This window comes from Chryseobacterium luquanense (assembly GCF_026460945.1).
GTDB classification, from domain to species: Bacteria; Bacteroidota; Bacteroidia; order Flavobacteriales; family Weeksellaceae; genus Chryseobacterium; species Chryseobacterium luquanense.
In genome coordinates, this window is sequence record NZ_JAOVZV010000025.1 from 22603 (window position 1) to 43651 (window position 21049).

The 21049-nt window shown below is 34.9% G+C and carries 25 protein-coding genes; 1 reads left to right on the plus strand and 24 read right to left on the minus strand.

The window, feature by feature from the left end; all coding sequences use genetic code 11:
* Nucleotides 1-14 precede the first annotated feature (14 nt).
* From OEA66_RS19120 to OEA66_RS19210, 19 genes are all read right to left on the minus strand, one after another.
* On the minus strand, nt 15-1187 hold the full coding sequence (locus tag OEA66_RS19120) for a DUF2062 domain-containing protein (protein WP_267282910.1): 1173 nt from the start codon (nt 1185-1187) through the stop codon (nt 15-17).
* On the minus strand, nt 1188-1673 hold the full coding sequence (locus tag OEA66_RS19125; protein WP_267282911.1) for a hypothetical protein: 486 nt from the start codon (nt 1671-1673) through the stop codon (nt 1188-1190).
* Nucleotides 1674-1760: 87 nt separating this feature from the next.
* Nucleotides 1761-2135, minus strand: a complete 375-nt coding sequence (locus tag OEA66_RS19130) for an ApeI family dehydratase (protein WP_267282912.1) — start codon at nt 2133-2135, stop codon at nt 1761-1763.
* Nucleotide 2136: 1 nt separating this feature from the next.
* Nucleotides 2137-2772 carry a flexirubin biosynthesis protein LolB2 gene (gene lolB2, locus OEA66_RS19135; protein ID WP_511165686.1) on the minus strand — a complete coding sequence of 212 codons (636 nt, stop codon included), beginning with the start codon at nt 2770-2772 and terminating at the stop codon, nt 2137-2139.
* Nucleotides 2738-3364 (minus strand): flexirubin biosynthesis/transport protein LolA2, encoded by a 627-nt coding sequence (gene lolA2 / locus OEA66_RS19140; RefSeq protein WP_267282914.1) that lies wholly within the window; start codon nt 3362-3364, stop codon nt 2738-2740. The genes lolB2 and lolA2 overlap by 35 nt, the downstream gene beginning before the upstream one ends.
* Nucleotides 3357-4112: a polysaccharide deacetylase family protein gene (locus OEA66_RS19145; RefSeq protein WP_267282915.1), complete on the minus strand. Its 756-nt coding sequence runs from the start codon at nt 4110-4112 to the stop codon at nt 3357-3359. The genes lolA2 and OEA66_RS19145 overlap by 8 nt, the downstream gene beginning before the upstream one ends.
* A gap of 172 nt (nt 4113-4284) precedes the next feature.
* The gene (locus tag OEA66_RS19150) at nt 4285-5346 is read right to left on the minus strand and encodes a beta-ketoacyl synthase N-terminal-like domain-containing protein (protein WP_267282916.1); all 1062 of its coding nucleotides are present in this window, start codon (nt 5344-5346) and stop codon (nt 4285-4287) included.
* Nucleotides 5346-6542, minus strand: coding sequence for a beta-ketoacyl-[acyl-carrier-protein] synthase family protein (locus OEA66_RS19155; protein ID WP_267282917.1), 1197 nt, complete (start codon nt 6540-6542; stop codon nt 5346-5348). The genes OEA66_RS19150 and OEA66_RS19155 overlap by 1 nt, the downstream gene beginning before the upstream one ends.
* Nucleotides 6543-6623: 81 nt before the next feature.
* The gene (locus OEA66_RS19160) at nt 6624-6881 is read right to left on the minus strand and encodes a phosphopantetheine-binding protein (protein ID WP_034963026.1); all 258 of its coding nucleotides are present in this window, start codon (nt 6879-6881) and stop codon (nt 6624-6626) included.
* A gap of 90 nt (nt 6882-6971) precedes the next feature.
* Nucleotides 6972-7511: a 3-oxoacyl-ACP synthase gene (locus tag OEA66_RS19165; RefSeq protein ID WP_267282918.1), complete on the minus strand. Its 540-nt coding sequence runs from the start codon at nt 7509-7511 to the stop codon at nt 6972-6974.
* 17 nt (nt 7512-7528) lie between these two features.
* A complete protein-coding gene (locus OEA66_RS19170) occupies nt 7529-7816 on the minus strand; it encodes a type II toxin-antitoxin system RelE/ParE family toxin (protein WP_263002662.1) in 288 nt (95 codons plus the stop codon).
* A complete protein-coding gene (locus OEA66_RS19175) occupies nt 7813-8076 on the minus strand; it encodes a hypothetical protein (RefSeq protein WP_267282919.1) in 264 nt (87 codons plus the stop codon). The genes OEA66_RS19170 and OEA66_RS19175 overlap by 4 nt, the downstream gene beginning before the upstream one ends.
* Nucleotides 8077-8115: 39 nt before the next feature.
* Complete coding sequence (locus OEA66_RS19180) at nt 8116-9249, minus strand: beta-ketoacyl synthase N-terminal-like domain-containing protein (RefSeq protein WP_267282920.1); 1134 nt, start codon at nt 9247-9249, stop codon at nt 8116-8118.
* 66 nt (nt 9250-9315) lie between these two features.
* On the minus strand, nt 9316-9735 hold the full coding sequence (locus OEA66_RS19185) for an acyl-CoA thioesterase (protein ID WP_267282921.1): 420 nt from the start codon (nt 9733-9735) through the stop codon (nt 9316-9318).
* A gap of 473 nt (nt 9736-10208) precedes the next feature.
* A complete protein-coding gene (locus OEA66_RS19190; RefSeq protein WP_267282922.1) occupies nt 10209-11471 on the minus strand; it encodes an ABC transporter permease in 1263 nt (420 codons plus the stop codon).
* The gene (locus OEA66_RS19195) at nt 11461-12213 is read right to left on the minus strand and encodes an ABC transporter ATP-binding protein (RefSeq protein WP_267282923.1); all 753 of its coding nucleotides are present in this window, start codon (nt 12211-12213) and stop codon (nt 11461-11463) included. Before OEA66_RS19195 ends, OEA66_RS19190 begins: the two co-directional genes overlap by 11 nt.
* A gap of 1 nt (nt 12214) precedes the next feature.
* Nucleotides 12215-13210, minus strand: coding sequence for a BtrH-related acyltransferase DarH (gene darH, locus OEA66_RS19200; protein ID WP_267282924.1), 996 nt, complete (start codon nt 13208-13210; stop codon nt 12215-12217).
* Nucleotides 13211-13261: 51 nt separating this feature from the next.
* Entirely contained in the window at nt 13262-13666 is a 405-nt protein-coding gene (gene DarG, locus OEA66_RS19205) for a flexirubin biosynthesis protein DarG (protein WP_267282925.1), read from the minus strand.
* Nucleotides 13667-13839: 173 nt separating this feature from the next.
* The gene (locus OEA66_RS19210) at nt 13840-14046 is read right to left on the minus strand and encodes a hypothetical protein (protein WP_267282926.1); all 207 of its coding nucleotides are present in this window, start codon (nt 14044-14046) and stop codon (nt 13840-13842) included.
* A 111-nt stretch (nt 14047-14157) separates the two neighbouring features.
* On the opposite strand from OEA66_RS19210, the gene OEA66_RS19215 reads away from it, so the two are divergent.
* On the plus strand, nt 14158-17070 hold the full coding sequence (locus tag OEA66_RS19215) for a M16 family metallopeptidase (protein ID WP_267282927.1): 2913 nt from the start codon (nt 14158-14160) through the stop codon (nt 17068-17070).
* A 580-nt stretch (nt 17071-17650) separates the two neighbouring features.
* On the opposite strand, the gene OEA66_RS19220 is transcribed toward OEA66_RS19215, so the two are convergent.
* The 5 genes from OEA66_RS19220 to OEA66_RS19240 all read right to left on the minus strand — a co-directional run bounded on the left by OEA66_RS19220 (nt 17651) and on the right by OEA66_RS19240 (nt 21043).
* A complete protein-coding gene (locus OEA66_RS19220; RefSeq protein ID WP_267282928.1) occupies nt 17651-17917 on the minus strand; it encodes a hypothetical protein in 267 nt (88 codons plus the stop codon).
* A 93-nt stretch (nt 17918-18010) separates the two neighbouring features.
* On the minus strand, nt 18011-18451 hold the full coding sequence (locus OEA66_RS19225; protein ID WP_267282929.1) for a hotdog family protein: 441 nt from the start codon (nt 18449-18451) through the stop codon (nt 18011-18013).
* A gap of 104 nt (nt 18452-18555) precedes the next feature.
* Nucleotides 18556-18987, minus strand: a complete 432-nt coding sequence (locus OEA66_RS19230) for a hotdog family protein (protein WP_267282930.1) — start codon at nt 18985-18987, stop codon at nt 18556-18558.
* On the minus strand, nt 18987-20126 hold the full coding sequence (darB, locus tag OEA66_RS19235) for a dialkylresorcinol biosynthesis protein DarB (protein WP_267282931.1): 1140 nt from the start codon (nt 20124-20126) through the stop codon (nt 18987-18989). The genes OEA66_RS19230 and darB overlap by 1 nt, the downstream gene beginning before the upstream one ends.
* A 2-nt stretch (nt 20127-20128) precedes the next feature.
* Complete coding sequence (locus OEA66_RS19240) at nt 20129-21043, minus strand: dialkylrecorsinol condensing enzyme DarA (protein WP_267282932.1); 915 nt, start codon at nt 21041-21043, stop codon at nt 20129-20131.
* Between the last annotated feature and the right edge of the window lie 6 nt (nt 21044-21049).

The window sequence follows — 21049 nt, forward strand, 5'->3', positions numbered from 1 at the left end:
TTGTTTGAACGAAATTAATTGTTATCGGGACTGACTTTATTTAAGAACAAAAATGTAGCAACCCATGAAATCACAGACATTGTAGTTGCTAAAATCATACTTCCAATGATGTATTGAACAACATTGTTTTTTACTAAATCAAAATTCCATTCCTGATTAAAAATATCACTGTCACCTTGAACGAAAGGTGCTCCCAAAAATAATGAAGCAACGATGATAAATGGAATGAAAGGTGGTAAACTTACATTGGATGCAATAAATGCCAAAACTTTATTCAGTTTAAATAACACTGATAACGAAATAACAAGCAAGGTATGATAACCTCCGAAAGGTAAAAATCCTACAAATACGCCTAAAGCGATTGAGAAAGCTTTTACACGATTGGTGCCTTCACTTTCTAAAATATCTTCTTTGATGAAACGTTTGAAGCTTTTCTTTCTGAAATTCCGAATAAAATTTCTTGGAATGATATAAAATATAGTGATGGTGACCAACACCGTATTCAGAATACTGATCCTCGTAAAATCTTTGAAAGGTCTGAAGTGAGAAACCCTTTCTGCAGGGTCATACAAAACTTTTATCGGAATATTTTTTACGGGAATATGGCGCCAGGCGGTTCTTACAATAATTTCAATTTCAAACTCAAATTTTGGGGTAAAATATTTTTTTGGAATTTTATGCAAAGGATATACACGGTAACCGGATTGGGTGTCTTCTAGTTTAATTCCTGTCTCAAACCAGAACCAGAAATTAGAAAAACGATTTCCAAAACTGCTTTTCTTGGGAATTCCGTCTTGTGACATATTTCGGTTTCCAATCAATAAAACGTCCTGATTTTCATTCAATAAAGCTTCTACAAAAATCGGAATATCGTTTGGGTAATGCTGTCCGTCTGAATCAATTGTGATGGCATGATGGTAACCTAATTCTTTTGCTTTTCTGAAACCGATTTTTAAACCATTTCCTTTCCCTCTATTTTCAGGTAAATTGAGGATGGTAAATTGAGAATAAGTTTTTAGAATTTCTGAAGTAGAATCGGTAGAACCGTCGTTGACAACGATGATGTTTTGCGTGTATTCCAAAACACCGTCAATCACTCTTTTCAGCGTCTTTTCGTTGTTGTAAGTAGGAATTAAAACGCAGATTTTCCTTTCGTTAATTGCATTCTGTACTTCAGAAAGTGTCATTTATTTCAATGAATTTTTTTCCGTTGCGGTCATTGTTTTAGACTGCATTGCGAATTTTTTGATGTACGTTTTCAGCGCAGCATTCTGCTTGGCATAGTTGCTGAGAATAAATACTTTATCTTCTTTCAGGTTTTTCGAATATCCCACAATTTTCGGAATGTTTTCCTGAACGCTCATTCTGATTAACCTCAGTTCGACGTTGTTGGGATTAGATTTTATGACGCTTTCCAATTCTGTTGCGCCGGATTTTACGAAAGATTTTCTTTTGTTTTTCTCGGTCGTCACCTTAGCTTCCAGGATTTCTGCAGCAGCTTTGTAGCCTTTCGTTAATGCATCTGAAGATGAATTTTTATCTGCTAAATCGATGAAGTTTTTTGCACCTTCATTTGAAGAATTGGCTTTTGAATACGCATTTCTCAGTGCATCCAAATCACCGTTTTGAAAGAAAAGAAATAATACTGTTATGAATGAAAATAAAAATTTCATGTAGAGTTTTTGATTGTTTTTTAAAGGTCACAAGGAATCGCTGGGTTTTTATCACTATTTATGTTTTCAAACCTAAGCGATTTCATATTAAATCTTAGAATAATTAACAGACATTTTTAATGCAATAGTCTCGCCAAAAACTGTTGTGTTTTTCACCTTTACCTCGTTTTCAATTTCCTTAATGTCAAGCTGCATTGTCAGATTTGGAGTTTCAAAAGGGTTGATAATGGCCATGAATTTCACGTTGGAGGCAGATTTCAGGAATAATTTATTTCCTGTAAATTCCTCAGTGAGTTCTTTCACAATTTGCATCATACAAACGCCTGGCGTCACAGGATTTCCAGGGAAGTGGCCATTGAAAATTTCGTGGTTCTGATTCAACGTGATTCTCGCCGTGAAACTTCCGTTTTCTGATTTTTCATTGCCTTCCAATGTGTAAAAGTCTGTCAGTATAGTCTGCATTTTATTCAGTTTCGGTTATTTGAAATAATTTGATATTTATCTTAAAATCTTTGTGTTCAAGATGAATTGTCTCTGCAAAAGTAGGTTTTTTAGCTACAAAAGTGAAATTGATTTTTTCCTTTCTTTTTTTGGTGTAAACTATTTGTTGAAGCAGCGCATTTTCTTTGTTAAAATACAGGAAGTAATCTTTCTTGCCAGCTGCAGACCGGAAAATTCTGGATTTTTCATCTACAAAACTCTCGGCGATAGCATATTTCTGTCTTAATAATTCCTGAAAATCATTTTTCAGAAAATTAATGACCATTTTTTTATCTAAATCTGCCAGAACATAGTTGAGTTTAAAATCGTTTTCAGAAATTTCAAAGTCAATCATTTTATTGCCAAAATCTGAGGTCATTACAACTCTGTGTGTGGTTTCTGAGATTTTTTTAATGATAAGAATTCCGCTGATGTCGTTGCCGTAGACTTCCATTTGGCATTTGTAGACATAATCTTCGTTCGAAGAAAAATACAGATTTTCAACTGATTTTTCTGCAGTTGAAATTGGTTTTGCATCTGTCAGCTGATACGTTTTGCACGAAAATATCAGTAACAAAAATGAACTATAAAGAAAACTCAGAAGCAGGAATCGGCGCATTGATTTTGGTGTTTTTGAAAACAATATTTGTTGTATCTCCCGAAGCCTCAGTCATATTCACCTGCGAAACTGTCGATTGATTTTTAGGGAAATGCAGTTCGATTTGCTTTATATATTTTAGCAATTGAGCAGATTTCGGAGTAAATTTAGCAATATATGATGTTGAATTTTTTAGATAAATCACAGAGAATTCAGGGTCACTGAACATTTTTCCGTTGGAACTTCCGACAATCAGTTTATTTATTTTTTCAAAGGTTTTACTCTTCGCATCCACCGACGATTTTTTCCCTTGGTCGTTGATGAAAATTTTGTTTTCCTTAAAGATAATGCTGTATTGATAAGGTTTTGTGTATTTCCAGCTCAGTGTATTTGGTGATTTTAAAGACATTTTTCCCTGTGTGACAATGTTTTTATCTAAAAAATCCATTTTTTTTGTCTGAACAAAATCGCTTTGTAAGGTTTTAATTTCCTTTGTTTCAGCAGAAATTCTTGTCACAAATGCTTTGGATTCGGCACTCGTCATTGCCGTAGTTTGGGCAAAAACAAGACCTGAAAATAGAAAAAGGACTAAGAAAGCTATATTTTTAAACATTGTTTTCTGATTTAATAATTGAATCAATCGTGAACGTTGAATATTTTTCACGCTCCAAAAATAACAATAATTCAACCAAAACATGGTACGTTTTCTCAGAAGTGTCGTGAAGCAGGATAATGCTTCCTTTTTTTAAATTTTTGGTAATTCTGTTATAGATTTTTTTCTCATCATCAATCATTGTGTCCAACGAACGGACGTTCCAGCCGATACTTTTTTTCTGTGTTTTCTTGATTGCTTTTGCAATATTCGGATTGGTCACTCCAAAAGGTGGACGATACAAATTAGTTTTAAAACTGTCAATTTTCAACATTACATCATCACATTTTTCAATTTCCTCAACCATTTTTGAAGTGGATAAAAAGCCTGTATTATTGGAATGTGAAAAAGTGTGATTACCAACCGTATGACCTTCTGCAGTGATTCTTTGGAAAGTTTCAGGATATTTTTCAATCTGTTTTCCGATGCAGAAAAAGGTGGCTTTGATGTTATTCTCTTTTAAAATGTCTAAAAATTTCGGAGTGAATTTTGTCGGTCCGTCATCAAAAGTCAAAGCAACTTCTTTGATTTTTGTTCGTTTATGAGTAAAACTGTTAGCAAAATATCCCAGCTGAATATCAAACGAACCCCAAATTACAACCGCTGAAAAAAGGATGATGCAAAAGACGTAAACCCAAATTGTTCCCTGAAATGCATAAACAACGGCATTCAGGAAAAGATAGAAGACAATGAATGGATAATGTTTCATCTTTATTGTTTTTGAATTTCTGGTTTAAAATTTTCAGATTCTTAGTGTTTCAGACAGTATGTTTGTCATTCCGTAGGAATCTCGACAGCGTTTAAAGCTGCTTAGATTCCACGCTCCACTTCGTTTAGCTCTGAATGACAAAGAGGCTGATTAATTAAAATCGCTCAATAAATTAAATTCTTTCCAACAAAACCAAACTGTGGTCAATTCCTCCGAGATGATTGTAGAGCAGAATATTTTGAATGCTTTCTTTTTTCACATCATTAATTTTCATCACTTCCGGAATCACTTGATTTTTCAGAATCTGACAAGCCATAAATGTTGAAAAACCGCTTGCTGTATTGAATTCGCCACTCAAATGTTTGTAATATAATAACGAAGAATTTTGAAATAATTCCGATGCATATTTATAATAAACATCCGATTCTGAATCTCCGCTGAAACCTAAAATAACAGCATCAATCTCTTCGCTTTTTAAATTATTTTTAACTAAAAAATCTTCAATGAATTGTTGAGTTTCGTCTAAGTCTAATGAATTTACAATTTGAATATCTTTTAATTGTGCGTAAGAAGTTTCGGTTTTCTCTTTTCCTAAAACAAAAAAACTTGAGCCTTCGCCCCAAATCACACCTTGCGTTGTGGAATTCAAATAATCAACCGGAAGATTTTCTTCTTTTTTAATGGAATTGCTCAATTTGTAGAGCTCCATCGTTCTGTCCGTTTGTTCATCTGTTGAACCGACAAGAACATTTTCTGCCTCACTATCCAAAATCTGAAGTTTCGCATCCAGCATTGAAAATTCCAGTGAAGATGAGCTGTTGACGTACGTGAAATTATAGCCGTGACATTGCAATCCCAAAGCAATTTGCCCGGAAACTGTATTGTGTGTCGATTGGATGAAAAAAGTTGGCGTCAGAAATTCTTCATTATTTTCCAAAACGTTTTTCAAAAACTTTTCAGAATCCTGAGAACAGCCCATTCCTGTTCCGACGATGATAGCGTCCGGTTTTTCAATTCCTGCTTCCTGCAGAGCTTTTGTAGAAGCTACGGAACTCATTTTTACTGTTTTAGACATTCTCCGGCTCATTGCTGGCGGGATGAATTCTTTATAATTCGGCTCGATGGCATTTAAAATCTGAACTGAATTTTCAGGTTTCAAAGTGTTGAAGAAATTTTGTTTTAAAGTGTCCTGAACCGAGATACAAGCGGCACTGTTGATATAAACTGCACTCATTATTTAGAAAAAATTAAAGTTGAACAGTTTCCGCCAAATCCAAATGAGTTGGAAAGTACGTGGTTGATATTTTTTTCTTTCAGTTCGGTTACCGGCGTCAAATCAAATTCTTCCATTTTGGTTTTGAAATTTAAATTTGGAAAAATCACATTGTTCTGCATCGCCAAAATCGAATAAACCGCTTCAATTCCTGCTGCTGCCGCCAAAGTATGTCCGGTAAACGCCTTTGTAGAACTGAATTCCGGAACCTGATTTTCACCAAAAATCCGAATCATTGCAATACCTTCAGACAAATCATTATTCGGAGTCGCCGTTCCGTGAACATTGATGTAATCGATGTTTTCTTTATTTAAACCTGAAACTTTCAAAGCTTTTTCCATTGCTAAAAAAGCGCCTTGTCCGTTTTCCGAAGAAGCGGTTTGGTGGTGCGCGTCGTTGGCATTTCCGTAACCGGAAAGATAAGCGAGGACTTTTTTATTTTCTTTTTTGACAATTTCATCAGATTCTAAAACAAGGAAAGCGGCGGCTTCGCCCAAGTTCAGACCTTTTCTGTCGTTGTCGAAAGGCGTGTTGTAAGAATCGGTCAAAATCATCAGCGTATTAAAACCATTCAAAGTAAACTTCGAAAGTGAATCTGTTCCTCCGACAATCACACGGTCAAGAACACCGTTTTTAATGAGTTTTGCGCCCATCATAATTGCGTTGGCTGCAGATGAACAGGCTGTGCTGATGGTAGAAACCATACCTTTAAGACCCAATAATTCTGCAATTGCCAAAGATGAATTTCCGGCATCGTGAGCATCAATGTACTTTTGCTTTTCAGGGAAATCTTCGTAAGTGTAGAAATATTTTTCGGTGATATCCATTCCGCCCACGCTGGTGGAGGAAATGAGTCCGGTTTTATATTCATTAATATCCGAAATTCCGGCGCTTTCTACAGCTTCTTTTGCGGCCACCATTCCCAATAAAGCGGTTCTTGTGACGTTGTTATCTTCATTCAACTGAAGTTTCTGCACAAGTTCTTCATTAGACAATTTTATCTCGCCTGTTTTAATGCTTCCGGCGTGGCGTGTTTCAAACAGTTCGATGTCTGAAATGCCGTGTTTACCGGTCGTAAGCGAAATAAAATTTTCCTCGACATTGTTACCAATGGAGGAAATGATGCCCATCCCTGTAATGGCAATTTTTTGACTCATCCTTTTATAATGTACCAATGTATCAATTTAACAGTGTAACAATATTGTTACATTGCTAGATTGATATATTGTTAAATTGAATTATTTTGTTCTGTTTTCTTCGATATATTTTGCCATCACTTCGATAGACTGGAAAATTTCTTTTCCTTTTTTTGGGTCAGATAATTTGATTCCGTAGTCTTTGTCAAGAAGCACGATTAATTCCAGCGCGTCGATAGAATCCAAACCAAGACCGCCACCGAAAAGTGGGTCTGTATCTTTGATTTCTTCTACTGCAACGTCCTCAAGATTAAGAACTTCTATGATTTTGTTTTTTAATTCTAATTTTAAATCTTCCATTTTTCAAAAATTTACCAATGTATCAATGTGCCAGTTTACCGATTGGGACTGAATAGTATTGTTACATTGTTGTACTGTTATATTGTTAAATTATGTAGTTAGCAAATATACAAAAGCTTTATAACTTTCCTGATATAGTTCGACCCAGCCACACAAGACTTTTTCAGCTTTCCCTGATTGCAGAATCTGTGCCGCGTATGAATTCAAAAATTCTTCATCAAATTCATCCAAAACGAAAAACGCATTTTCGGTCTGCATTTTATGTTTAATGCTGATTTCACCAACGCAGATGTTCGGTAAAGTGTACACAAAAACGGCAGGACTTGGGAAATAATTTTCCTCGGAATTGATGCTTTCCTGATATTTAAAATCGGTGTCGAGGCTTGAGGATTTGTTGGCGAAAACCAAAGCGGTTTTGCTGTGGTCATCGTTTTTCAGAATCATTTCGGATGCCAGAAAAGCGAGTTTGCTGAGATTATCCATTTTATGAAACTTAGGATAATTCAGTTCTAAATTTTTGTAAGCTTCTTTAGCGAAATGTGAGAAATTTTCGGTTTGGGATTCAAAAATAATTTGTTCGTTGAGGATTATTTTTGAATTTTCTATGGTGCAGATGTCTGTTTTCTTCATTGAGGATTTTCAAAATTTCAAGGCTTTTTTGTTGGATTTTGATGAGTGTTGAAAATAGCGAAAACCACAATTTCATTTTCTACAATTTCATAGATAATAACAAAAGGGAATTTTTGAATATATGCCTCACGCAAATTTCCCTTCTTCAGAGGAAAGTGCAATGGGTTATTTTGAATTCTAAAGAGATAACCTTCAACCTTTTTTGTGAATTTTTCTCCCAGTCCAATTTGTCGGCTTTCGTACCATAATGCAGATTCAAGCAAATCAGCTTCAGCATTTGGTGATAGGGAAAGGTGATAAGTCATAATTTCTTCATCAATCTTTCTTTAACTTCTTCCCAAGAAGAGGTTTTTAGCTCACCATTTAAATACTTTTTGCGTTCTTCCTCAATTCTGTCATACACATAATCAGGAACTTCGGGATAATCGGTAGCTTCTAATTCGTAATCTTCTTCTTCTTCTTCTTCTTCTGCATCAATGATTGCATTGAAAATACGAAGTATACGTTCATCTGCATCATCAATGTAATCGTGAATTCTTTTTCTGATTTCTAAAGTAGATTCCATTTTTTAAACTTTAATTCTATCAAAATTACAAAAATTTTCTTACGCTTTCTCTAAAACAATGGCCGCATTACAACCACCAAAACCTGAAGCCGTTTTCAAAATGTATTTAATTTCTGCCGATTTATTTTCTTTAATAATATTCAAATCCAGAGAGACACCCAGTTCTTCGAAGTTTTTAGACGGAATTAAAGTGTTTTTCAAAGCAGATTCCATTGAAATAATACTTTCCAATAAACCTGAAGCTCCTAAGCAATGTCCGTAATAGCCTTTCATACTGTTAAGTGGAACATTTTGCAAATTCATTCGGTTGAATGCGATGGCTTCCATTTCGTCGTTGTAAAGCGTTGCCGTTCCGTGGGCGGAAATAAAATCGATTTGTTCTGCTGAAACTTTCGCTTCTTTCATTGCATTCTGAACGCTGGCAAACAATCCGTCGCCGGTTCTTGATGGTCCGGAAATATGATTGGCGTCATTAATGGCTGAGTCGCCTAAAACTTTAAACTTAAATTTTTCGTTCTGATATAATGCAGACGTTATGAAAACCACAGCGGTCGCTTCGCCCAAATTAATTCCATTACGATTTTTGTCGTAAGGTTTGCAAGGTTCGCTTCCAATCGCCTGAAAAGAATTAAAACCTGAAATTACAAATTCAGAAATCTCGTCTCCGGCAACCACAAAAGCATCTGTATATTTTCCTGCCTGAATTATATTTTTTGCGACAGCAATTGCCATTACACCCGAAACACAGGCATTAGAAACGACAATCGGTTTATTTTTAAACCCGAAAAAATCAGCAATTTTTTGAGCTAAACTGGAAAGGAAAACTCCTTCCGGTAAAGTACTTTCGTTTTTTAATAAACTTATATTTCCTTTTGTTGTTGAAAGAATAAAAGCAGTTTCCTCTGAAATCGAATGTCTGTCCACCAAAGGTTTCAGACTCAACAAAAACATTTTTTCAAGTCTTGTGAAATTATGAGTGTTGAAGTGTTTATTAAATTCCTCTTCCAATTTCTCAGAATCAATTTTAGAAACAAAGAAAGCTTCGTGATTGTCGATAATTTTATGCAAAGCCACGCCAGATTTTCCTTCCAAAAGTGCGTTCCAGTTTGCTTCCACATCAAAACCTAAAGGCGTGACGCAGTTATAATCTGTAATGTAAATTTCTTTGTTCATTAATTACTAAAATTTTTGAATCTTTTTTGAAAAGCCAAAAGCTAACAGCAAATCGCCAAAAGCAAACTATAATCCCATTTTATCTTTCCAATTCTGAAAAAACTCAGGATTGTATAAGCATAAATTATTTTCAGAATCTAAAAAAACCTGAACAGTTTCGCCACTGCAAACCAGTTGATTGTGTTGATTGAAAATCTCGTATTTATAAATCAGCTTTGCCGAAACAGAATTCACGAAAGTGGTTACAATGTTGAATGTTTCCCCGTATTTCAAAGGGAGAAAATGTTCGCACGTACTTTTTACAATTGGCGTTACAAATCCTGCTTTCTGAATGTCGAGATAAGTCAAACCGTGCTGTCTTCCGAAAGCTTCTCTTCCGTCTTCAAAATACACGATGTAATGCCCGTGCCAGACGATTCCCAGCGGGTCTGTCTCGTTGAAACGTACGCGTACTTCTTCGGTACAAATTAAATTTTTAGACTGCATTTTGTTTAGTTTTTAACCACAATGGGCACAAAGGTTTTCACAAGGGATACAAATTATAATCAAATATATTTTTGTCTGATAAAATTAAAATAAGATTATCAGGTCGCTCTTCTAGAGCTTTACTTCTATCAATATCTATTTGCTATTAACAGTTCGCTTCTAACGAAGCTTTGCAAAGTCCCATCAGGACTTACTGTTCGTAGAAAAAAGGAAATCGCAAAAACATAGCTCCAGAGGAGCGAACTGTTAATTTATCTTGTAAACATTGAGTTATTCTGGTTGTTTATATTGTTTATCGGACAAACTATAAACCAAATATTTCTGTTGGTTCATTCATTTTATTCTGCTTTCAACTTTGACAAAGTTTTGACTCTTGATAGACTTGACAAAACGTGAATTTCCCACGAAATCCCTAGCCCTGATGTTCTATGTTAATCTTCAAATTCTTTAAGTTAAATCTTTACAGTGTTGAATCAAACACTATTTTGTTTCCTCTCATACAATAAAGAAATGCTGACCATCGCAATATAAAATAAAAATAAGAAAATCAGTTCCTTGGCAATATCGCCAATGCCGCTGTTTCTTAAAATAATATCATAATATGCATTCAGTCCCCAGTTCATCGGGGAAAACTGCGCAATTTTCTGCATAAATTCTGGCATTAGGAAAACCGGAACCCAAATTCCGCCAATCGCCGCCAAAACTACAACCGAAGTCGCTCCAAACGGTGCTGATTGTTCCTGAGTATCTGAAACGGTTCCAATTAAAACTCCAAATCCAATCGCTGCCAATCCTGCAAAAAGAGTCACAATAAGCAGATGAAACATTTTTCCTGAAACATCAAACTGAGGTAAATCCATCAGCGGGAAAAGCCAGATTCCCACTGCAACCATCAGCAAAAACTGGATGACGCAAATGATGAGATAGGTGAATGTTTTTCCTAAAATATGAATGTAATACGGCGTCGGGCTCACGCGAACTCTCACGCTCGTTCCCTGACTTTTTTCTTTGACTAAGTTAATCGACAACGGCACCACAATAAAGAAAATCGCAAACAGCGCCCACGCAGGAACATTGTGTTGCACGGAATTTGGCATTACTTCTTCGTTGCCTTTGTTTGGTGTGATTTCTTTGAAGGTAATCAAACTTTTATTTTCAAGGTCTTCCGTTGTTCCGAGTTGGTCCTGGAAGGCTTTGTAGATTTTTTTATTCTCAATTTCGAAAACCATTTTGTTGATGGCATTCATCACAGAATTTTTGAAACCTGCGTTGGTGGCGGGGTCGAAATAGAGATGAATGTCTTTTGCCTTTGAAGCTACAGCTTTTGTCGAAGTAGAATCGGTTTCCAGGCCAAACGAACTTACAACAGTCTGAACTTTAGAATCGATATTTGAATTTAAATCTTTTGTCAGATTTTTTGGAATGACGATGGCCATCTGATAATCTCCCGTGAAAACAGCTTTTTCAGCTGATTTTTCGTTGTAATCTGTGACGAGTTCAAATGTTTTGCTGGTTTCCAGTTCTTTTTTGATGACTTTGGAAACTTCAGATTTATCGTTATCAATAAAAATAATCGGGATTTTTGAACCTTCCAGATTTTTGAATGTCGAATCCTGAATTAAAGTGATGGTAATAATCAACAGCAACGGCATCAGGAAAATAATCACAATTCCGCCCGAATCTCTCTTCAATAACTGAATTTCCTTGATGAAACTTCTCCACAATTTATACAACATCTCTCAATTCTTTTCCGGTTAATGAAATGAAAACATCCTCCAGGTTTTCCGCATTGGTAACTCTTTCCACCAATTCTTCAGGAGTTCCAGTCGCGTGGATTTTGCCGTGGTCGATGATGGCGATTTTTGTACAGAATTCCTCGGCTTCAGATAAGTGATGCGAGGTGTAAATAATGCACGTTCCTTTTTTATTTAAATCTAAAAGATAATCGATAATCGCTTTTTTGGATTGAACATCAACGCCAACAGTCGGCTCGTCCAGAAACAGAACTTTTGGGTTGTGAAGCGTTCCTGCAATCAGATTGCAACGTCGTTTCATTCCGCCTGAAAACTGGTCGACTTTTTTATTGGCAAATTTCGTTAAGCCCATTAATTCTAAAGCTTCGTCGATGGCTTTGTGAAGATAACCGTTCTTCAAACCATACAGACTTCCGAAAAACAACAGGTTTTCTTTCGCCGTCAAAGTCGGGTAGAGCGCATATTCCTGCGGAACTACACCAATGATTTGCTTGATTTTCGAATTGTCTTTTTTAGGCGACAAACCGTTGATGGTAAAACTTCCTGAGGTTGGTTTAATCAAACCTGAAAGCATAGAAATTAACGTCGTTTTCCCTGCCCCGTTGGGACCGAGAATTCCGTAGATTTCGTTTTTATCGATGTTCAAAGAAATATCATTAACCGAAAAATCTTCCGAGTTTTTGTATTTCTTGTAGAGGTTTTTTATTTCGATGATATTCTCCAAACTATATCGCTTTTCTCAATTTCTTATAAAAAGCTTCCTCCAAATCTGCAATATGCAACATCGATTTTGAAAGCTGATTATAGATATCACTTTTCGAATTTCTGTTTTTATAAACTCTTGCAATATCTACGGCAAAATCTCTCCATAGGTCGCCGATTGCGGTAATTTCTTTAGATAATTCTTTCAATTCATCATTTTTAAGAATCACTGAGGCTTCCTGTAAAAAAGCTCCGTAAATAAACCTGAATCCGCCACCGCCGGTACCGATTTCCTCCTGCATTCTAATCAACTGTCCGAGATAATGATTGGTCACTTTCGTGCCTTTTTTCTCAGCCCATTTCGGGATGCTTTTCGCCACCCAACGCATTGCTTTTACACCAATTAATGGAACGGGAGCCAACATATTTTTGCAGGTGTCTTTAATTCCTTTTTTGATAGCTTCTTCCAGATGAACATTCTCAGGAATGTGTGTAGGGAAATACATATGACCTTTCGGAGCAAGTGCACCTTTTGCGTAACGAACTTTTTCGAGTTCTGCTTCCGTTAAAGTTGTAGCAAAATCCATTACAGGGTCGCTGATGAGGAATTTTCCGTCTTCTTTTCCGTAAACTACGAGATTGTGGGCGTTGAAGTGAAATTTATATTCTTCAGGAAAATAAGTCAAGTTGAAAACACCAACCTGTAAACCTGTCGGGATATTTTGTTCTAAATTTTTCTCCAATGCCTTTTGAGCTTCGTTAGGATTTGAGAATTTTTGTCTTTTGATTTTAATTCCCAATCGTTTAGCCGCTTTGGTGAAAATCGAACCTGGCATCGGACGATAACTGAAACCTGGCGCAAAATTCACTTTTAAGAAGGGTAGATAGACGAAAAACAATCCGGAACCGATTCCGAAAATCATTGGTTCGCTTAGTTTTAAACCTTTATTTAGAAGTAGATTGGAAGCAACACCGTTTTCGCAATGCGCTGTCTGATGGTGTTCAAAATTTATTTTCATTAATGGTTTGAGTTTATCAAACCTTCAAGGTTTTCAAAACCTTGAAGGTTTCTATAGTCCGTTAAAATTTTTCAGTTCATCTACCGAGATTCCGAATGTGTCGGCGTATTTTTTCAAAGTAGATTCGCTGAGTTTTTTAAATATATTCGGTTTTGCGTGTCTTTTGACTGTCCATTGCCACTTTCCGACGTATGCTGCAAGAACCTGCAAATCCATTTTATTGAGTTCCATAAAGTAGATGATCGGGCTCACGATATTGTTGGCCACATTTTGTTTGGCTTCTTCAATACGCTCATTGATAAGCTCCATCGATTCTTCGAGAGCTGCTTTTTTAGCATCCCAACCAATACTGTTTGCTGTGGTGTAATTGTCATTTTCATCAGTTACATACAACACTTCGGTCATATTTGCTGATTGTAAATTACTTTCGTCCTGTGGAAGATCTTGCTTTTTCACTCGAAGAAATTCTGTTAATTATCTTTTTAAATCAATTGGCTAAAATAATAAAAATACAGGACATAGGATTAGGTAATTTTTTTTGTTATCTTAAATTTAAACTTGAAAATTTGTTGAAATAAACAAGCGCAAAGTAAATCTCTGCGCTTGTTTATAAATAATTTTCAAAAAATTTAACTTCGTATTTTCTGAAGTTTTTTATTTACAGAATTTGTTGTGAAATAGAGTGTTGATATTACTAAAAATAAAATGCTCATCATCGCAAAGTATTCTGTGAATCGCATTACCATGCTTGGTTCTTTGATATCTCCGTCCATTAGAAATCCGATTGTTGTAAGAATTGCAGATACTATAAAGATGTTTGAAAGTTTTCTTTTCATTGTTTTGATTTTTAATTTATATATCAAACGGAAGTGAGCTTACTTTATTGTGTAATTTGATTTGTAACAAAGTTAAATTTATAAAGACTTATTTTAAAATAATCAATTCATATGAAGAAATTTTTTATTTCAGTTTCGCTTTTTTGCACAATCATTGCAATGGCGCAGAAATTTGAGACACAGAAACAGACCGATGCTCAAGGATACAGCTTCGAGACTGTGAAAAATGATCAGGCTGGTGTAAGAGTTTATACCCTGAAAAATGGTTTGAAGGTTTATCTTGCTAAAAACGATGATGCACCAAGAATTCAGACTTATATTCCGGTAAGAACTGGTTCTAATAACGATCCGAGTGACAATACGGGTCTTGCTCATTACTTGGAGCACATGGTTTTCAAAGGAACTTCACACTTAGGAACTCAGGATTGGGCTAAAGAAAAAGCTCTTTTAAAACAAATTTCTGATCTTTATGAACAGCACAAAGCAGAAAAAGATCCTGAGAAGAAAAAAGCATTGTATAAAAAAATCGATGAGGTTTCTCAGGAAGCTTCAAAATATGCAATTGCAAACGAATACGATAAAGCAATTTCTTCTTTGGGAGCAACAGGAACCAACGCTCACACTTGGTTAGACGAAACGGTTTACAAAAATAATATTCCTTCAAACGAGCTTGAAAAATGGCTTAAAGTTGAAAAAGAGCGTTTTTCTGAATTGGTTTTAAGACTTTTCCATACAGAATTGGAAGCAGTTTATGAAGAATTCAACAGAGCGCAGGATAATGACGGACGTTTGGTAAATTATGCATTAATGGATGCGCTTTTCCCAAAACATCCAAACGGTCAGCAAACGACAATTGGTACTTCAGAACATTTGAAAAGCCCTTCAATGGAAGCCATTCACAAGTATTTTGATACATATTATGTTCCCAATAACATGGCGGTAGTTTTAGTTGGAGATTTAGATTTCGACAAAACGATAAAATTAGTTGATCAATATTTCGGTACTTTTAAATATAAAGAATTGCCGATGAAGAAAATGGTTTCGGAAGAACCAATGACTTCCATTGTATCAAGAACTGTAAAAAGCCCGTCAACGCCAAGAATGACAATGGCTTGGAGAACCGATTCAAACGGAACTCAAGAAGCAAGATTGGCAAGTGTAGTAGGTGAAATTTTGAGCAACAGCGGAGATGCAGGTTTAATTGACCTTAATATCAATCAAAAACAAACGACTTTAGGCGCAGGAGCTTATGCAAATGCATTAAAAACATATGGTTCATTCAATATGTATGTAACTCCGAAAGAGGGACAGAGTTTTGATGATGCTAAAAAATTGCTTTTAGCTCAGATCGATTTAGTTAAAAAAGGTCAGTTCCCGGATTGGATGTTGAAAGCAATTGTGAACGATATGAAAGTTCAGCGTATGAAAGGCTGGGAAACTGCAGACGGTTTGGCAACCACGCTTTACAGTACTTATATTGGTGAAAGAACTTGGGAACAGGAACTTGATGAAATCAATCAGTATGAGAAAATCACAAAAGCTGATGTGGTAAAATTTGCTAACGAATTCTTTAAAAATAATTACGTTGTAATTTACAAAGAAAAAGGAGTAAATGATAAATTGGTACGTGTACAAAACCCAGGGATTACACCAATTAAACTTAACAGAGAAGCACAGTCGCCTTTCTTAAAAGATATTTTAGGTAATAAACCCGCTGAAATTAAACCTCAGTTTGTAGATTATAAAACTGCAATTGCTACGACTCAGATTAAAGATAAAAAAGTAAGCTTTGTCAACAATAAATACAACAAAGTTGCTCAGGTAAGTTATATTTTCCCATTCGGAACAGATAACGACAAAGAACTTTCTTTAGGAGTGAGTGTTTTACAATATTTAGGAACGGATAAATACACTCCGGAACAATTGAAAGAGGAATTCTATAAATTAGGAATTTCAAACAGCTTCAGAACTTCAAATGATCAGACTTTTATTACATTAAGCGGTCTTGAAGGAAACATGAAAAAAGGAGTTGAATTGCTAAATCACTGGTTGAAAAACGTAAAAGCAGACCAGGAAATTTACAATCAAACGGTAAAAACTATTCTTGAATCAAGAGATGTTGCTAAAAAGGATAAAACCAGAATTATGGCGGCACTTTCCAATTATGCGAAATACGGGAAAGACTCCAGAATGACAGATATTATTTCTAAAGAAAGATTGCAGAATATTAACGTTACAGAATTAATGTCTAAAATCAAGACTTTAAATAATTATCCTTACGAAGTTTTCTTGTACGGAGAAAGTCAAAAAGACCTTGAGAAAGCAGTAAAACCATTTATTGCAGACGCAACGTTGCAGCCTGCAAAAGCTAAAGAATACGCAGAGCCAAAAACTGGAGGCACTGTTTATTTCGCAAACTATGACATGGTACAAATGGAAATGGCGAAAGTAGCGAAGGGAAGTGATGTAAATCTTGCGAACTTCGGGAAAATTAATGTTTTCAATGAATACTTCGGAAGAGGATTGTCATCTATTGTTTTCCAGGAAATCAGAGAAAGTAAGTCTTTGGCGTATTCAGCATACGTTTCTTACGCAACAGCGAATGAGAAAGGTCACGCCAACTACATCACCAACTACATTGGAACACAATCGAATAAATTGCCTTCAGCTGTAAATGCGATGGATGAATTGATGATTCAGCTTCCGCAAATTCCTGCTCAGTTTGAAAACTCAAAAGGTTCGGCTTTAAAGCAGATTGCATCCAACAGAATCAACAGAACCAACATTTTCTACAATCAAATGTCATTGAAGAAATTGGGAGTTGATTATGATATCAGAAAAGATATTTATGCTGAAATTCAGAATTTGACTTTACCTCAATTGACTAATTTCTACAACACAGAAATTAAGCCTGTACAATACAACACGGCAATCATCGGGAAAAAAGAAAACCTGAATATGGAATCTATTAATAAAATGGGAACTTTTAAAGAAGTGACTTTAGAAGAAATCTTCGGATATTAATTTTCATTGATATAAATTGTTTGAAGTGAGGCAGAAATGTCTCACTTTTTTGTTTAAGATCAATAACTAATATTTTTGTAATATCATAACTGTGTCAAGGGTTTAAATCTTGACACGGTTATTTTTAAATAGAAGTGTTTACATTATGTGATTTTATTTAATCTATAATCCATGCTCCCAAATCAAGTATTTCAATCCTGTAAATTATTAACGTTGAAAGGATACCCAATCCATAAATTATGATATGTTTAAATAGAAGTATTCGATTAAGTTTTTTTTGGAAAATTACCATTAGAACTAAGCTAGGTAATATTAAGAATGAGAAAAATAGCATGATTTCACTTATCTGAAATATTGAATAAGTAATAAATAATGTTTTCGGGTCAGGATTTGAATATGATGGCATTCTTCCATACAACAAATAAGAATGAGTTATTAGTAATAATAAAGCCAATAGATTTATTAGTGGGATGTAAGAAAATATTTTGTAATAAATTGAATACTTCATATTAATTCTTTTCTCGTTTCAAAGCCCAAGCAAGAAATACGGTAATAAATTATAAATGATTTTTTTTGAATTTTACTTTCTCTTATACTTCAACTGCACCAAAAGATAAATCTCACCCTTCTCTAAGTCATTGCACCAAGTTCTTTCAATAACTAAAGCGTTGTTGTATAAACCCAAATTTTCCATATTTTCATAGTATTCAATTCTTTCTGAAGTTTGATATTTAAAGAAAGAAATCAGGTTTACTTCGTCTCCAACTTGGGGTGCAACAGGAAATTCTACAGATCTTTCAAACTCAAATTCAACATCGTAGGAATAGAACCTTACTTTTACGCTCATAATTTTATTTTCATCAAATATATCGAGAAATTCATCAATAAAAAAAGCCAACTGTAAAAGTTGGCTTCTGTATCTTTAAAATTAAATTTTCAGTTACTTTATTTCCTGAATAAACAAACTGATTTCTGTACGAATCAGCAGTTTTTCATCTAAAAAAGTTTCACAGAAAATCTGACAGATATTTTCGTATTTTGAAATTAATGAAGCTTTTGAAAAAATCTTATTTCCAGCTTCAGGCAAACCGAAAATTTCAATCTTTTTGATGTTTGTAATAAACCCAATTACTTTGGTATTTGATTCAGTGTTTGAAAAAAAACTCTGCCCAAGAATTGAAGATGAGGTTTGCGCAGAATGCTCAATCAAACCAGCTTCTACAAACTGATTGTTGTGAACAAAAATGTTATCAGCTTTGATTTCAAAAGAAGTCACCACTTTTTCCGGAGTCAACTCCAAAATGTAGTCAACCATCAACATGGGCTCTCTATGAGGTAAGAAATGATGAATGTTGATGAGGTTTTCTTCTTTTAATTCCATTTTATTATATTATTTCATCATTCGAGTAGATTTCGAGAAGTTTGAATTTAAAGTTCTCGATACAAATTCTTGCAGAATTTTACTCGAATTGACGATAATTAAATCTATTTCACCACAGTTTTCATCTGCGATTTTGCGATTATTTTATCGTTTAATTTAGTAATGATTTCTACTAAAGTTACACCCATCATTTCATTTAAAATAGAAACTTCGGTTTTTAAAATATCATTTACTTTCGGCAAATCTTCCGCTTCAAAAGATTTAATGGCACCAATATAACCTGTAGGAGCTTCTTTTCCTAAAAGATAAAATTTATAACCTGTATGAAGAGCCACGCTTTGAGCCTGATGTTCAATCAAACCTGAAGCCTGAAAAATTCCGTCATTTACAAAAATATTATCTTCTTTAATGGTAAAACCAGAGATTAACTGGCTTTCATTATATTCTGCAAGTTCGCTCACCATGACAAAAGGAAATTTTTGCGGAATAAGACTTTCTACAAAATTTTTGTCTGATGTCGGTAAAGAAATTTCCATTAGCAAACGGTTAATAATGCACAAGAATAAGCAAATCTTCCACTTTCAGGAACGCAAAGCATGATTCTTTCTCCTTTCTTAAGTTTGCCAGAATTCAACAATTGTTCAACTGCAATAAAGATTGAACCCGCTCCGATATTTCCAACTTCCGAAAGGTTGTAGAACCATTTTTCCCAAGGGAAATCTAAGCCTACTTTAGCAAATTCCTCTTTTAAACCTTCTTTAAAGTAACCAGAAGAAATATGTGCCAAAACATGGTCGATAGAATCAGGATCAAGGTCGTGTTTGGTGAAAGAAGCTCTCAAACTTTCTGCACCTTTTACCAAAATGTATTGGTCTAAAAGTTTAGTATCTTGTTTTAAAGCAAAAATTGATTGGTTTAGCCATTCTTCAGCAGGATATTCTGCCCAAGATTTCAGGCTTCCGTCTTCCTGTTTTTCACAACCGGAATACATGCACGCTTCAATTTCGTGAGCATAAGAATAGAAATCAATCCATTCTATTTTTAAAGAAGTTTCGTTTTCTCTCGGTTTATTTTCCAACAGAAAAGCTCCGGCTCCGTCAGAAAGCATCCATCTCAAAAACTCTCTTTTGAAAGCTACGATTGGTCTTTCTTCAAGAAGTTTTAAGTTTTCAGCTTCATGATTAAATTTATCGGCAGTCATCCATGCAGACATCCTTTCAGAACCAACACAGACTGCATTGTCTTTAATTCCGGCTTTAATATTTAAAAAACCATAATTTAAAGCATTCATTCCCGAATTACAAAGTCCGGTTGAGGTATTGATTTCAACAGACTTTCCAATGTTAAGCTCACCATGCACCATCGATGCATGAGAAGGCTGAATCTGGTCTGCAGAAGTTGTTCCGCACGAAAGCAGTTCCATGTCTTCTTTTTTGAAATTTTCGTCAAAAAGACCTTCAATTGCTTTTGCAGTAATCTGCGCATTGGTGTGCGTGGGTTTTCCGTTTTTATCTAAAGCGTAATATCTGGTTTTAATTTTATTATTTCTTAGAATCAGTGCTTTTGCTTTTGACGGTTTGTCATTTATATAGCCAAGATACGTTTCCATTTCGTCATTAGAAACCGGTTCATTCGGCAAGTATGTTGAAGCTTTTGTTATAAATACGTCGTACATTTCTATTTTAAATTAATTCCTTGTAAATATTTTTTCTGTTTTTGTCTTTTTGTCCATAAAATTGGAGCAAGCAAGATATGAAAAATCAACACAATTGGTGAAATGATCCAAATTGCTGCCATCAAATATACCTTAAAGAATTTTATCAGCAAAGGTCGTTTTTCTTTTTTATTGATGATCAGGTTAGACCAAATAGTAAAGATTTTGTTGCCTACTTTCTCTACTCGTACTAAAAAGGCTCTTATTTCTACGGCTCCGTTTTTTACCAACTCAGATTGAAGATTGACTAAATCATTGTTTTCAAAATGTCTTTCAATAATTTTACCATATTTTCCGGCTCCGTTGATTTCTTCATCCGAAACTCCGGCAGCAGGAAGAATTCCTGATTTTTCTTTTTGTCCGGTTGTCATCCATCGAAGAATCGTCAAAACACTTGTGTAATTGTCTCTTCTGTCCACTAATGCGATATTTCCGACCAGTTTAGCGTCGAAATTCTTTAAGTAAACTTTCAGTTTTTCCTGTGAAAGCATCCACATATTTCTTGTTGCAGAAATGGTTACAACTGGCGTGTTTTTTAAAATGTCAGCTGCAAAGCCGCTTTTCAAGAAAGAAATAATTGGGATTGATGGCGTTAAATACCAAACCTGATAACCGAAAAGTACTAAGTCAAATTTAGTGTTGAGCACTTCTTCCGGTGGTGGAAGAATTTCACTGGGGATCTGTAAATAAGATTCCGGAAATGTGTTGAAAAAAACATCACTCGGCCACGGAAAAGGAAAATCTTTTTTAAGCTGAATGTTGTAATAAGTTACTTTGTATTCGTCTTTTTTATCTTCAAACGGCTGTGCGATATTTTTGACAATATCTTCTAACTGACCTGTTTGAGTATAATAAAGTACGAGTATATTTTTTTGCATTAATAT

Bases quoted from the DNA above. Each gene is read 5' to 3' on its own strand.
- OEA66_RS19230 (WP_267282930.1), bottom strand. From the start codon at position 18,987: ATGGAAATTTCTTTACCGACATCAGACAAAAATTTTGTAGAAAGTCTT.
- OEA66_RS19190 (WP_267282922.1), bottom strand. From the start codon at position 11,471: ATGTTGTATAAATTGTGGAGAAGTTTCATCAAGGAAATTCAGTTATTG.
- OEA66_RS19130 (WP_267282912.1), bottom strand. From the start codon at position 2,135: ATGCAGACTATACTGACAGACTTTTACACATTGGAAGGCAATGAAAAA.
- OEA66_RS19210 (WP_267282926.1), bottom strand. From the start codon at position 14,046: ATGAAAAGAAAACTTTCAAACATCTTTATAGTATCTGCAATTCTTACA.
- OEA66_RS19170 (WP_263002662.1), bottom strand. From the start codon at position 7,816: ATGACTTATCACCTTTCCCTATCACCAAATGCTGAAGCTGATTTGCTT.
- OEA66_RS19175 (WP_267282919.1), bottom strand. From the start codon at position 8,076: ATGGAATCTACTTTAGAAATCAGAAAAAGAATTCACGATTACATTGAT.
- OEA66_RS19125 (WP_267282911.1), bottom strand. From the start codon at position 1,673: ATGAAATTTTTATTTTCATTCATAACAGTATTATTTCTTTTCTTTCAA.
- lolA2 (WP_267282914.1), bottom strand. From the start codon at position 3,364: ATGTTTAAAAATATAGCTTTCTTAGTCCTTTTTCTATTTTCAGGTCTT.
- OEA66_RS19145 (WP_267282915.1), bottom strand. From the start codon at position 4,112: ATGAAACATTATCCATTCATTGTCTTCTATCTTTTCCTGAATGCCGTT.
- OEA66_RS19225 (WP_267282929.1), bottom strand. From the start codon at position 18,451: ATGGAATTAAAAGAAGAAAACCTCATCAACATTCATCATTTCTTACCT.
- OEA66_RS19240 (WP_267282932.1), bottom strand. From the start codon at position 21,043: ATGCAAAAAAATATACTCGTACTTTATTATACTCAAACAGGTCAGTTA.
- lolB2 (WP_511165686.1), bottom strand. From the start codon at position 2,772: ATGCGCCGATTCCTGCTTCTGAGTTTTCTTTATAGTTCATTTTTGTTA.
- OEA66_RS19215 (WP_267282927.1), top strand. From the start codon at position 14,158: ATGAAGAAATTTTTTATTTCAGTTTCGCTTTTTTGCACAATCATTGCA.
- OEA66_RS19150 (WP_267282916.1), bottom strand. From the start codon at position 5,346: ATGAGTGCAGTTTATATCAACAGTGCCGCTTGTATCTCGGTTCAGGAC.
- darH (WP_267282924.1), bottom strand. From the start codon at position 13,210: ATGAAAATAAATTTTGAACACCATCAGACAGCGCATTGCGAAAACGGT.
- OEA66_RS19120 (WP_267282910.1), bottom strand. From the start codon at position 1,187: ATGACACTTTCTGAAGTACAGAATGCAATTAACGAAAGGAAAATCTGC.
- OEA66_RS19160 (WP_034963026.1), bottom strand. From the start codon at position 6,881: ATGGAAGATTTAAAATTAGAATTAAAAAACAAAATCATAGAAGTTCTT.
- OEA66_RS19180 (WP_267282920.1), bottom strand. From the start codon at position 9,249: ATGAACAAAGAAATTTACATTACAGATTATAACTGCGTCACGCCTTTA.
- OEA66_RS19220 (WP_267282928.1), bottom strand. From the start codon at position 17,917: ATGAGCGTAAAAGTAAGGTTCTATTCCTACGATGTTGAATTTGAGTTT.
- OEA66_RS19155 (WP_267282917.1), bottom strand. From the start codon at position 6,542: ATGAGTCAAAAAATTGCCATTACAGGGATGGGCATCATTTCCTCCATT.
- darB (WP_267282931.1), bottom strand. From the start codon at position 20,126: ATGTACGACGTATTTATAACAAAAGCTTCAACATACTTGCCGAATGAA.
- OEA66_RS19185 (WP_267282921.1), bottom strand. From the start codon at position 9,735: ATGCAGTCTAAAAATTTAATTTGTACCGAAGAAGTACGCGTACGTTTC.
- OEA66_RS19165 (WP_267282918.1), bottom strand. From the start codon at position 7,511: ATGAAGAAAACAGACATCTGCACCATAGAAAATTCAAAAATAATCCTC.